Below are 12,115 nucleotides of genomic sequence, written 5' to 3' on the forward strand. Positions count from 1 at the left end.
CGTGTCAGTGGCCGTCGTGGCCGGGCGGCGGACCGTCCCCGGTCGCCCCCTCGCCCTCCTCGGCCTCGTCCGGCTGGAGGGCGCCGCTGCCGGGCTCGGAGGGCAGGTACAGGTGGATGTGGCCGTGTCCGGCGTCGACACTGACCATGTCGAGCTGGGTGGCCGCCACCGACCAGGCCGTGACCGCCTGGTCGCGCAGGTCGGCGGCGAGGTCCAGCAGTTCGGTCCGCTGGTCCTCGTCGGCCCGAGCGGCGGCGGCGTAGGCGCTCACCGCCGAACCGAGCAGGTCCACCGAACCGTCCAGCCCGGAGAGGGTGACGTTGAAGTCGGTGCGGCCGGAGTCGTCGAGTTCGAAGTGGGCTCCGGCGTCGCGGACCGTGCCGAGCCAGCCGTCGATCTCCTCGTCGTCCGGGAAGTCCTCGGAGGGCGCGGAGCCGTCGGCGGGCAGGACCCCGTTCAGGGACTCCAGGGCCGGGACCAGCTCCTCGTGCGCGGCCCTGGTGTGGCCGATCAGGCTGGACACCTGGTCCACGTGGCGGGCGTCGGCGGAGGCCTCCAGCTCCGCCACCCGGGCCGGGTCCGGGGAGACCTGGTCGTCCCCGCCCCCGAAGAAGAGCACCACCGAGGCGACGACGGCGCCGACCAGCAGCACGGAGCCACCGGTCAGCCACCAGGTGGTGGGGTTGGAGTTCGAGGATTGAACCCCCTCGGTCCTGTCCGGGGAGGGGGTCTTCCCCTGCTGGCTGCTCAAGGGATCGGTGCTCACGGGCACCTCCTGTCAGGTTGACACTGGCCGGGTCACGGGCGGCGCGTGCCGTGCGAGCGACGCCGCGGGGGTGTGGCGGGGCCGGGGTCCGGCCCCGCCACGGTTCGTCGCGTTACTGCTGATCCGGAGCTACTCGGGTGGTGCGGTCAGGTGTTCGAGGCCGTCGGCCAGGCGCCCCAGCTCCTCTCGGGTGTCGGGGTCGGCCACGGTCTCGGCGGTCGTCCGGAACCGGTCGAGCGAGCGTCCGGCCTGTGCGGGCCGACCCACGCTCACGTGGTGCTCGGCCAGTTCCAGCTGACGGGTGAGCCGGGTGGCCTCGGAGGCGGTCAGACCGCCCGCCTCGGCCAGTTCCCCGACCCGTTCGTGGACCTCGGCGAAGGTGAACGTCTCCGTCTCGTCCTCCAGGTCGGTGACCTGCACGTCGCGGAACCACACGAGGTCGTTCGCGCCGTGGTTCTGGAGCCCGACGCGTCCGGCCGAGAGGTCGCGGGCGGGGTCGGTGCTCTCGAACTCGTTGACCAGCTCGCCGTTGATCCACACGCGGATCATCGGGTCGTCGACCTCGATCTCCATCGTGTTCCACTCGCCCACGACCTCCGGGTGGGAGGAGGCGGCCTGGAACGTGTACACGGCCCCCGTCTGGGTGAGGGGGTCTCCGTCGGGGGCGCCGTACGGGTCGATCTGGATCTCGTAGCCCTCGTTGACCGCGACCCACGGGTCGTCGCCCGGGTCGGGGAAGCCGACGAAGACACCGGAGTTGTCGGACTCCTCGTGGGTGAGGTAGTCCAGCTTCATCCGGTAGGAGCCGAGCTCGTCCTCGTGCCAGAGCAGGCCCATGCCGCCCTCGGTCTGGAGGACGCACCCGTCACCGTCGTCGACGATCTCGAAGCTGCCCGGACCGGCCATGTTCCAGCCGTCCAGGGACTCCCCGTCCCACAGGGCGCGGTAGCCGTCGTCGAGGTTGGGCGGCGCGCACTCCACGGGGGCGGGTTCGTCCCCGACCGTGATGGTGTGGGTGGCGGAGGCGCCGGTGCGGCCCTCGCCGTCGGTGGCCACGGCGCTGACCGCGTACTCGCCCTCGGGGACGTCGGTCCAGGAGGCCTCGTAGGGGCCCTCGGCCACCGTGGCGACCGGCTGCCCGTCCACGAGGAACTCCACCTCCTCGATCCCGGCGTCACCGTGGTCGGTGACCTCCGCCGAGAGGGGGACGTCCTCGCCCGCCTCGAAGGTCGCGCCGTCGGCCGGGCTGGTCAGCTCGGTCTCGGGCCCGTCCTCGTGGCCGCCGTCGTGGTCGGCGTTCACGTCGAAGTAGTTGACGTTGAACAGCGCCTCGTCCCCGGCCCCGTCGTTGACGAAGACCAGGTGGAGGTCGATGGTGCCGCCGGGGTCGGTGACGTCGTCCATCGTGACGTCGGTCCACTCCTGCCAGCCGCCGGTGGGTGCGACGTCGACCGAGCCGACCAGTTCACCGTCGGGGGAGTCGGCGCGGGCCTCGATGGTGCCGCCCGCCCCGTCCGAGGCCACACGGAAGCCGATCTGCTCGACCCCGTGCAGGTTGACCGGGTCGTAGGAGACCCAGCTGCCGTGGTGGATGCCGCCGAGGTTGCGCAGGCCCCCGTTGGGGTCCTCCGTGGAGTCGGTGACCACTCCCTCGCTGCCGGTGAAGTACTGCGCCTGCATCCGCGACGGGTTGAGCTTGATCCCGTCGCTGCCGGTGAGGGCCGGAACGCCGTCCCCGCCGCGGTCGGTGTACTCGGCCTGGAGGACCCAGAAGATGTTCATGTCGTGGCCGTGACCGCCGTCGGTCCCGGTGACGCTGACACCCTCACAGCCCTCGTACTGGGTCCAGGGGTGGGCGTGGCTGTCGTGGCCCAGCGACGAGGTGACGTCCACCTCGCCGCAGTCGATCCCGTCCCCGATCGACCCGTCCTCGGTGTCCTCCACGGTCACGTCGAACGGGATCTCGTCGCCCCAGTCGAAGAACTGGCCGTCGCGGGGCGAGTCGAAGGCGACCTTGGGCGCGGTGTTGCCCGCGGTGATCGTCACCGTGGCCGTGCCCGTGCGCTCCTCGGTGTCGGTCACCGTGAGGCTGACGTTGTACCGGCCCGCCTCCTCGAAGGTGTGCGTGGGCGCGGGGTCGGTCGAGGTCGTGCCGTCCCCGAAGTTCCACGCGTAGTCGAAGGCCAGGCCGCCGGGGTGGAAGGAGCCCTCACCGGAGAACTCCACGGTCAGCGGCGCCGGACCCGAGGTGGCGCTGGTGCCGATCCGGGCCACCGGGCTGTCGCCCGACCCGGAGTAGTCGATGCGGGAGATCGCGGAGTCCTCCGCCCCGCCGAACCAGCCGGAGCCGTACTCCAGCACGTACAGGGCGCCGTCCGGGCCGAACTCCATGTCCATGGGGTTGGCCAGGTCGATGTCCGGGACGGTCTCGGTGATGTCGAGGACACCGCCCTCGTCGTCCAGGTGCACCTGCTTGATCCACTGGCGGCTCCACTCGTACAGCAGCGGGACGCCGTCGTAGTACTCGGGCCACTTGTTGTCCGAGTCCAGCTCGGGGTCGAAGTCGTAGGCCGGGCCGCCCATGGGGGCGCCGCCGCCGGTGCCCAGGTGCGGGAACTCCTCGGACTCGTCGTAGCCGTACCAGATCGACGCCGGGGTGACCGGGGGCAGCTCCGTCAGCCCGGTGTTGCGCGGCGACTCGTTGACCGGGGCGTCGCAGTCGAACGGCTCCCCGGACGTGCCGGACCCGAAGTCGTACTTGTTGTAGGCGGAGTTGTTGCCGATGCAGTACGGCCAGCCGATGTTGACCGGCTCGGTGATGTGGTGCCAGGTGACCGTGTTCTCCGGGCCGCGTTCGGGGTCGGCCACGGGTGAGTCCGGTCCGTAGTCGGCCAGGTAGACGCTGCCGTCGTTCTGGTCCACGGAGAACCGGAACGGGTTGCGCAGGCCCATCGCGAGGATCTCGGGGCGGGTCAGGTCCGCGTCGGAGGTCTCCGGCGGGAACAGGTTGCCCTCGGGGATGTCGTATCCGCCGTCCTCGTTGACGGAGATGCGGATCAGCTTGCCGCGCAGGTCGTTGGTGTTGGCCGAGCCGCGCTGGGCGTCGAAGGCCGGGTTGCGGCTCTCCCGCTCGTCGTGCGGGCTGAACCCGTCCGAACCGAAGGCGCTGGTGTCGTCGCCGGTGGACAGCAGGAGGTTGCCGTCGGGGTCGAAGTCGATGTCGCCGCCGACGTGGCAGCACATGCCCCGGGTGGCCTCGACCTCCAGGATCACCTGCTCGCTCTCCAGGTCCAGGGAGGGTTCGTCACCGTCCACGAACTGGAAGCGCGACAGGTTGTTGTGCGCCTCGAAGGGCTCGAAGTCCTCCGGGGAACCGTTCTCCGGTGCGGCGCCCGAGGGGACGCCGTCGATCACGGGCGCGTAGTACAGGTACACCCACCCGTTCTCCTCGAAGTCCGGGTCGAGCGCGATGCCCTGGAGCCCGTCCTCGTCGTGGTCGTAAACCGGGACGTCCGCGAGCGCGTTCGTGCTGTAGGTCTCGGGGGACCACATGGACACCTGGCCGTTGCGGGAGGTGTGCATGATCCGGCCGTCGGGGAGCACGGCCATGCCCATGGGCTCGCCGACGTTCTCCTCGCCCTGGGCGAGCGTGACCTTCTCGAAGTTGTCCCACTGGGTGGCGCCGCAGTCGCCCTCGACCTGTCCGGCGGCCCACTGGAGGCCTCCGAGCAGGTGGGCGGTGAACTCCGGCTCCGAGTACGACTCGACGGTGTGGCCTCCGCCGGTGTACCAGGACCTGCCGCCGTCGTACACCTGGCACCAGGCGATCGGGTGGTCGAAGCCCATCTGTCCGGCCGGGTCGACGACGTCCTCGTAGGAGGCCTCGTTCAGGCCCGCCAGGACGTGGACGTCACCGCGCGGGCTGACGTCGTAGTCGTACCACTCGTCGTGCCGGTCCCAGCTGGCCGGGAGCATGGACGTCGAGGGGTGGGCGCGGTCGTTGACCATCACCTCGGCGTCCTGGGTGCCGGGCGGGTGGCTGGCGAAGTACGCGCCGACCAGGTCGCCGTACCACTCCCAGTCGTAGTGGGTGTCGGAGGCGGAGTGGACGCCGACGTACCCGCCGCCGTCCTGGACGTACTCCTCGAACGCGGCCTGCTGGCCCTCGTCCAGGACGTCGCCGGTGGTGGAGAGCCAGATGACCGCGTCGAAGCGGGCCAGGTCCTCCGGGTTGAAGATGTCGGCGTCCTCGGAGTGCTCGGTCTCGAAGCCGTGCTCCTCCGCGAGTGCCTCGTAGAGGGCGACGCCGTAGGGGATGGAGTCGTGTCGGAAGCCGGTGGTCTTGGAGAAGATGAGCGCGGTGAACGGCTCCTCCTCCACGGCGTCGGCCTGGGCCGGGACCGACGTCAGCCCGAGGGCCAACGCGATGCTCGCCGTCAGCGCGCCCAGCGTTCGTAGGGGTCTCTTGATCACGGGAAACCTCACCTGGGGGTGGGGGGTCGATGAGTCCGTGCGGCGTGCCGGCGCCGACGGCAGGGACGGTGGGCCGCGTGCGGCGATCCGTCGGGGAGTTCCTGCTATCGCGTTCGGAAGCGGGGGGTGGCCGCCTCATCGGTGTGATCAGTCCACGGCGGCACCTTTCGTCGGGGGCAGGGAGGAACCTGGGCGAGACGACTCGCTGGCATTCTCCGTCGTGGCGGTTCCGTTGACCAGGGGCACTGAGTAACCTGTTGAGGCCCCTGGGTTCACGGTCCGTAACCGTTCCAGGTCGTCGCGGCCGAGGGGGTCTCGGTCTTTCGTACAAACCTGGGCGGATCGGACCACTGGGGCGCGCACCTAACGGTCCGTCCGGGGGACGTCGACCCAGCGGCGCTCGCGGGCCGACTCCAGCACGGCCTCCGCGAGCACGGCGGCCCGCAGTCCGTCCGCGAAGACGGGGAGTCCTTCGGGTTCCCCGCCCGCGACGGCGGCGCCGGTGTCCGCGACCAGGGCGTTGAAGCAGTCCTGGTAGCCCTGCGGGTGGCCGACCGGGAGGGTGACCATGCGGGCCGCGTCCGGACCGAGGTCGGCGTCGTCGCGGGAGATGACCGCCGAGCGGTCGCGCCCGCCCGCCCAGAGGGTCTCGGGGCGTTCCTGGTCGAAGCGGAGCGAGCCCTCGGTGCCGGAGACCTCCAGCACCAGCTGGTTCTTGCGGCCGGGGGAGACCTGGCTGATCACGGCGGTTCCCACGGCCCCGCCCTCGGTGGAGAACTGGAGGGTCACCAGGTCTTCGGTGGTGACCGCGCGGCCCGCCTCGCCCCGGTGCTCGTTGAACCGGGAGGTCTGGGCGCTCACCGCGTCGATGCGGTCGCCGGTGACGAACTCCAGCATGTCGCACCAGTGCGAGCCGATGTCCCCGAAGGCCCGGGTGGGGCCGCCGATCTTCGGGTCGACGCGCCAGTTGTCCTCCTCGGGGTGGAGGAGCCAGTCCTGGAGGTAGCCGCCGTGGGCGAGGCCGATCCGGCCGACGGTGCCCGAGGCGACCCGGGCGCGGGCCTCACGGGCCATGGGGTGGAAGCGGTAGACGAAGGGGACGACGGCGACCCGGTCGGCCTCGTGCGCGGCCCGGGTGAGGCCGCGGGCGGTCTCGGCGTCGGTGGCCAGCGGCTTCTCGCAGACCACGTGCTTGCCCGCCGCGAGGGCGGCCAGGCTCAGAGGGGCGTGCAGATGGTTGGGGGTGCACACGTGCACCACGTCGACGTCGGGTCGGTGGATCAGTTCGAGGGGGTCGGCGTGGGCCCGGGCGAGGCCGTGGGCGGCGCGGAAGTCCTCGGCCCTGGCGGGGGAGGACCCCGCCACACCGACGACCTCGCCGCCGGAGGCGCGGACGGCGTGGGTGTGGACCCGGCCCATGAAGCCGGTTCCGATCACCGCGGCGCGGTAGGCCGAGGGGGCGGTGTGCCCCGGCGAACCGCCCAGACCTGTGACCTGTTTCACTGACATGACCGAGACGTTACGTCTGACTTATGTCGAAGGTCAAGCATAAGTTGCCGGATGTGGACAAAATAGATGAATGACGGCCACTCAATAGATCCTGTGCTTCACTGGTCCCATGACGGAAGACGCGCTGACAGCTCCACAGCGAACCCCGGCCGCCACAGCCGCGCCCGGCGCCGGGACCCTGCTCCGGCTGCTGCGCGACGGACGTCCACGCACCCGCTCCGAGCTGGCCTCCGTCACCGGTCTGGCCCGCTCCACGGTCACCCAGCGCGTGGACGCGCTCCTGGCCAGCGGGCTCATCGGACCGGCCGGGGAAGCCGTCTCCACCGGCGGGCGACCGCCCACGACCTTCTCGTTCCGCCCGGACGCACGCGTCGTGCTCGCCGCCGACCTGGGTGCCACCCACGCCCGGCTCGCCCTCACCGACATGTCGGGGACCGTGCTCGCGGAGGACCGCGCCGACATCGACATCGCGCAGGGCCCCGAAGCCGTCCTGGACTGGGTGGTGGACCACGGTCTCGCCCTGCTCGCCTCATCCGGACACGGCACCGCGGACCTGCTCGGCGTCGGCGTGGGCCTGCCCGGCCCCGTCCAGCACTCCACCGGGCGCGCGGTCAACCCGCCGATCATGCCCGGCTGGGACGGCTTCGACGTGTCCGGCCACGTGCGCGGCCGCATCGACCGGCCCGTGCTGGTAGACAACGACGTCAACATCATGGCCGTCGGTGAACACCACGTCGCCTGGCCCACCGCGAGCCACCTGCTCTTCGTGAAGGTCGCCACGGGCATCGGCTGCGGGATCGTCAGCGAGGGCAGTGTCTACCGGGGTGCTCAGGGAGCCGCCGGGGACATGGGGCACATCCACGTGCCCAGCGGGGCCGACCGGCCCTGCCGCTGCGGCAACACCGGCTGCCTGGAGGCGGTGGCCAGCGGACACGCGCTCGCGGAGGCCCTGACCGCCGAGGGGGTCCCCGCCTCGGGCGCCCGCGACGTGGTGGAACTGTCCCGCAACGGGTCCGTCCCGGCGCTGCGCGCCCTGCGCCAGGCGGGCCGCGACGTCGGTGAGGTGCTGGCCGCCTCGGTCAACATGTTCAACCCGTCGGTGATCGTCGTCGGCGGTGCGCTGGCCATGGCCGGGGACCACCTGCTCGCCGGGGTCCGGGAGGTCATCTACCAGCGCTCGTTGCCGCTGGCCACGGAGAACCTGAGCATCGCCTCGTCCAAGGCTGGTGAGAGCGCGGGCGTGATCGGCGCGGCCGTCATGGTCATCGAGCACTGCCTGAGCCCCGAACACGCCGAGTCCCTGGTCATGGGCGCCTGACCGGGAGCGGGCCCGTGGCGGGTCCCGCTCCCCGGGGGTGGATCAGGAACGGGCGAACGGAGCCCGCCACCACCAGTGCCCCTCGGGCGCCCCGGCCGGGACCGCCTCGGGAACGGCGCCCTCGGCCTGCGGCAGCCCCTCCTTCAGCTCCTCGTCGACGTCGTCGATGTCCTCCGCCTTGACCACGGCGAACGTCACCGCGCCCAGGAAGCCCTCGAAGAGGTTCTCCAGCATGGAGCGGTACAGGCAGGCCGCGTACCACTCGGGACCGGAGGCCAGCTGCTCGGCGCGGGCCACCGTCCTGCGGATCTCCCCGCCGCGCACCGCGGCGCGCTCCGCGACCGAGAGCCGCTGTTCCTGCGTGCCGACGAGGTCGGCCGAACCGATCCGGGCTCCCCACAACAACAGCAACGACTGGTCCAGGGGCGCCTCCGGGTCAGCGAGGCCGACCCGAGCCTGTTCCAGCAGCTCCTCCGGCCTGCCGGAGAAGGCGTGCACGGGGCGCTGCGGGAACGAGGGCCAGCCGTGCTCGGCCAGGTAGGCCGTGCCGTCGCCCATGATCTCCACCTGGGTGGACAGGGTGACCGTGGCCGACGGGGACAGGGGGGCGACCCGCTCGAAGACCAGGCGCAACACACCCTCGTCCACACCCCCGGACCTGGCGCGCCCGGTGCGCACGGACTCCGAGGCAGAGGCGTGGTACGAGGGGATCGGGTTCCCGCGCTCGGCCGGAGGGAGTTCGTCCAGGCGGCGCATGACGTGCACCGCGGCGTTGATCGGGGAGTCGAAACCGATCCGGTCGGCGGACTCGCGCAGGGCCGTCACCACGGCCTTGGACCCGGCGCTCAGGTCGACGCGGACGCCGCCCCGGCCCAGGGCGTTCACCTCAGCGAGGTCCCGCTGGAGCCGCGTCTCCACCGGGGAGGGGTTGCCGTCGGTCATCAGGAATCCCAGTCGTCGTCGTAGTAGTCGTTGATCTTGGCGTTGATCTCGTCCTCGGTCCAGTCATCGCGAGTGGGAACGCGCCACCACCAGTGCGACTCGGGAACCCACCACGGGATCTCCTTGGGCGGGATCGGCACGATGTCGTCGGCCTGACGGACGAAGATCGCGTCGACCACGTCCAGTGCGTCGGAGTCGGCCGGATGCATGAGGTCGGCGAAGGGGACGAAATCGTCGATGATGATCTGGATGTCGGTCCGGAGATGGCACGCGTTCGGGAACCCTTCTCCCGAGCTGCGGAGGGCGTACATGTGGCACGTGCCGTAGTGGGCCGAGAACCCGTGGCGGTTCCCCTCCTTCCTGAGGAGCCTGGCAGTCTCCTTCACGAAGTCCGGAGACCACGCGCGATCCTGGCGGCGATGCTGTACCCACAGGGACACGATGTCGTCCACGATCCCTGGGAAGTTCAGTGCGGAGTCCGGGGGGACGTCGTCCGCGTTCCTCGCAAGGCGTTCGATTACTTCCTGCTCCTCGTGCCTAACCTGGTTCATAGCCTTCTGGCTCCGATTTGCTGTGCATGGTCAGTGCCCTGGTATCTCCTGATTTCTTGACGAACAGGGCAGCGAAGATCTTGTTGTGTTGCGAGGTTCCGTCCCGGGGGATTTTTCCCCGGCCGGGCGGTATATTCCTTGAGAAGGAAGCTTTGACGTTATTCTCACCGCGCTGGAGGCTTGTCAGGTCTCCCTCTTTGATGGTCTTTTCCAGGCTATTGAGATAAGCCTCGACTGGATGCAGGCCATCTCGTTCCTCGGCGGGAAGTTCCATAAAGTGTTTCCTGGCATGGTATGCCGTTGAGGTGTCCGGGCCCATCCCGATCAGTGCGGCCTGCTTTCGGAGTGAGGCGACAATCTCCTCATCGCTCAGTGTGATGTCAACTGTCGCTTGCCCGTTGCCTCTTGCTTTTTTGATCTGACGAATGTCGGATGTGAGCGCCTGGCGAATGTCTTCTTCCGACTGGATGATCTGATTGGTTGCCTCCTTGAGCAGGTCAACTCTTGACAAGTGGCTGTGGTTGTCCTGGAGGGCGTCCATCTTGGCATCGTAGAAGGCCTTGAAATACTCGTACCTGTAGGCGCATTCTTTGAAGTCGGGGGCCTTCTCGAAGGCGAAATCCAGGGCCTTGGCCATTGCGGGTTTCACTGCTTCGGCTTTTGGGCCGGTAGAGCCCATTTCTGGAAAATCGTTTTTCACAACTGCGGCCGAGAGGCGCTGCCATGGTCGCTTTTTTGTGTTTGCCTTCCCCTTTATCTGGGATATCTCATCCGCGCTCATTCCTGACCACCTGAGCGCCTCTTCAAGTTTCTCTGAATTGGAGTCCTGTGGTGATGACACTGTGGGGGGTTGTGGGCTTGGTGGCGTCGTGTTCATGGGGGTGTATCCGATCAGGGTGGGCCGGGCGGCGCGGTCCTCGCCGGGTTCCTGGGGTGGGGGAGGCTTTGGAGCTGCGCGAAGAGGAATTTCTGTATTTTCGGAAATCCTGATCTCGCGTTCAATGTCACCGGGATGTGTTCTCGGGGAATTCCTCATCCTCGGTGTGGAAGTCACTGAGGGAGTAGTCGTGGATTTTCTCTTCGATTTCCTGCTGGCTCATGTCGAGGCGGCTGGGGGCATGCCACCACCAGTGGGAATCGGGGACCCACTCAGGAATCTCCTCGGGTGGGATGGGGGCGATGTCGTGAGCGTCCTGGGTGTAGAGCCTGTCGACCTTTTCCAGCTCTCCGGAGTCGTCCGGGTGCATGAGGTCGGCGAAGGGTACGAAGTCGTCAGTCAGGATCTGGATCTTGCTTCGGAGGTAGCAGGCCCTCTGGAATCCGTCCCCTCTTCTGCGGAGGGAGTACTTCTCACAGGTGTAGAAGTAGGTGGAGAATCCGTGGCGGTTTCCTGGCTTCCGAAGGAGTCTTGCGGCCTCCTCGACGAATTCCGGAGGCCAGGCGCGGTCGCTGCGGCGGTGGTCCGCCCACAGACTCATGATGCCCTCGACGATCTCCGGGAAGTTCCTGGCGCTGTTCGGGGGGACTTGGTCCCCGTTGTTCAGGAGGAGTTCGAGTACTGCCTGCTCCTCGGGGCTGAACTGGTCCATGGTCCTGGTGGCTCCGATGTGTCGAATATGGTCTGTGCTGCGGGTGGTTGAGGGCCGACACGGACTACGCCGAATTCTGTCACGACGGTTTCGTGAGTGCCGTCCTCGAGGGGCGCCAGAAGGGCTCTCTCTGTTGGCGAGCTCCTCGATGGTCTCCAGCCCCTCCCGGGTCGGACGTTTCGCACGGTGCGACGCGGGGGTGCGTCGGCTGGTTCGGTGCTTCTGCCTTGCGAATCCTGGCATGCGAAGGGGGCGGGGACCTCTCGGGTCCCCGCCCCCGGCGGTGTCGTATCTCCGGTCAGTCGTCGCGGGTGCCGTGACGGGCACGGTCCTCCTCCGCGCGCTGGGCCTCGGCGCGGTCGCGAGCGGCGTCGTACTCGGCGTCCTCCTCCATCGCGCGGTAGCGCGTGGGGTCGTACTCCCGCCGTTCGACGTCGGGCAGGACACCCTCGTGGCGCAGTGCCGGGCCCTCCTCGCGTCTGGCCTGTCGGGGGACCCGGCTGATCACCGCGGTCCGGCCGACGCCCCGCAGCAGCGAGGCGATGGCGATACCGCAGACCAGGTTGATCAGGCCCGTCGCGACCTGGCTGGAGATCTCGGCGCCCTGCGTGAAGGGCGTGACGGCCGCGATGGCCGTGGCCAGACCGACGATCCAGCCGAAGAACGAGAGCGCCCGGGGCGCGGACAGCAGCAACAGGTGGAGCAGTGCGGTCGCGAGCAGCGCGACCAGCCCCGCCAGGAGCGCGTAACCGACCGTTCCGGCGTCACCCAGGTTCCCGGCCTCCTCCGGTGCCAGCACCGGGACGCCGAAGACCCCGCGAACCACCAGGGTTCCGGCGAAGATGACCAGTGCGGCGACCACCGCGGTGGCCAGGCCGCCGGACCAGAGCCGGGTCACGTTGACGGCTCGTTCACTTCCGATTTCGTTCATCCCGATATCCCCAAAATAGGGCTCGAACTCGGTCGT

The 12,115-nt window shown here is 69.2% G+C and carries 9 protein-coding genes; 1 reads left to right on the forward strand and 8 read right to left on the reverse strand.

Annotated elements, in window-relative coordinates; translation table 11 throughout:
* Window positions 1–4: 4 nt before the first annotated feature.
* The 3 genes from AC0VYM_RS04220 to AC0VYM_RS04230 all read right to left on the reverse strand — a co-directional run bounded on the left by AC0VYM_RS04220 (window position 5) and on the right by AC0VYM_RS04230 (window position 6,742).
* Entirely contained in the window at window positions 5–766 is a 762-nt protein-coding gene (locus AC0VYM_RS04220) for a hypothetical protein (protein WP_475459163.1), read from the reverse strand.
* A gap of 129 nt (window positions 767–895) precedes the next feature.
* A complete protein-coding gene (locus tag AC0VYM_RS04225; protein WP_475459165.1) occupies window positions 896–5,239 on the reverse strand; it encodes a ThuA domain-containing protein in 4,344 nt (1,447 codons plus the stop codon).
* A 363-nt stretch (window positions 5,240–5,602) separates the two neighbouring features.
* Window positions 5,603–6,742 (reverse strand): Gfo/Idh/MocA family protein, encoded by a 1,140-nt coding sequence (locus tag AC0VYM_RS04230; RefSeq protein WP_475462925.1) that lies wholly within the window; start codon window positions 6,740–6,742, stop codon window positions 5,603–5,605.
* Between the two features lie 115 nt (window positions 6,743–6,857).
* Here AC0VYM_RS04230 and AC0VYM_RS04235 point away from each other — a divergent pair, with 115 nt between their 5' ends.
* On the forward strand, window positions 6,858–8,066 hold the full coding sequence (locus tag AC0VYM_RS04235) for an ROK family protein (RefSeq protein ID WP_475459168.1): 1,209 nt from the start codon (window positions 6,858–6,860) through the stop codon (window positions 8,064–8,066).
* Window positions 8,067–8,108: 42 nt separating this feature from the next.
* Here AC0VYM_RS04235 and AC0VYM_RS04240 read toward each other — a convergent pair whose 3' ends face one another.
* The 5 genes from AC0VYM_RS04240 to AC0VYM_RS04260 form a co-directional block, all read right to left on the reverse strand.
* Window positions 8,109–9,008 carry a hypothetical protein gene (locus AC0VYM_RS04240; RefSeq protein ID WP_475459171.1) on the reverse strand — a complete coding sequence of 300 codons (900 nt, stop codon included), beginning with the start codon at window positions 9,006–9,008 and terminating at the stop codon, window positions 8,109–8,111.
* Window positions 9,008–9,559, reverse strand: coding sequence for a hypothetical protein (locus tag AC0VYM_RS04245; protein ID WP_475459173.1), 552 nt, complete (start codon window positions 9,557–9,559; stop codon window positions 9,008–9,010). Before AC0VYM_RS04245 ends, AC0VYM_RS04240 begins: the two co-directional genes overlap by 1 nt.
* Window positions 9,546–10,436, reverse strand: a complete 891-nt coding sequence (locus AC0VYM_RS04250) for a hypothetical protein (RefSeq protein ID WP_475459175.1) — start codon at window positions 10,434–10,436, stop codon at window positions 9,546–9,548. Before AC0VYM_RS04250 ends, AC0VYM_RS04245 begins: the two co-directional genes overlap by 14 nt.
* 127 nt (window positions 10,437–10,563) lie before the next feature.
* Complete coding sequence (locus tag AC0VYM_RS04255; protein ID WP_475459177.1) at window positions 10,564–11,148, reverse strand: hypothetical protein; 585 nt, start codon at window positions 11,146–11,148, stop codon at window positions 10,564–10,566.
* Window positions 11,149–11,446: 298 nt separating this feature from the next.
* A complete protein-coding gene (locus tag AC0VYM_RS04260; RefSeq protein WP_475459180.1) occupies window positions 11,447–12,079 on the reverse strand; it encodes a DUF6069 family protein in 633 nt (210 codons plus the stop codon).
* Window positions 12,080–12,115: the final 36 nt, after the last annotated feature.

This window comes from Nocardiopsis sp. iso_237, assembly GCF_056173345.1.

What these genes read in the sequence shown, in the direction of transcription:
- AC0VYM_RS04260 (WP_475459180.1), bottom strand. Translation starts at nt 12,079, where the DNA reads ATGAACGAAATCGGAAGTGAACGAGCCGTCAACGTGACCCGGCTCTGG.
- AC0VYM_RS04240 (WP_475459171.1), bottom strand. Translation starts at nt 9,008, where the DNA reads ATGACCGACGGCAACCCCTCCCCGGTGGAGACGCGGCTCCAGCGGGAC.
- AC0VYM_RS04245 (WP_475459173.1), bottom strand. Translation starts at nt 9,559, where the DNA reads ATGAACCAGGTTAGGCACGAGGAGCAGGAAGTAATCGAACGCCTTGCG.
- AC0VYM_RS04235 (WP_475459168.1), top strand. Translation starts at nt 6,858, where the DNA reads ATGACGGAAGACGCGCTGACAGCTCCACAGCGAACCCCGGCCGCCACA.
- AC0VYM_RS04250 (WP_475459175.1), bottom strand. Translation starts at nt 10,436, where the DNA reads ATGAACACGACGCCACCAAGCCCACAACCCCCCACAGTGTCATCACCA.
- AC0VYM_RS04255 (WP_475459177.1), bottom strand. Translation starts at nt 11,148, where the DNA reads ATGGACCAGTTCAGCCCCGAGGAGCAGGCAGTACTCGAACTCCTCCTG.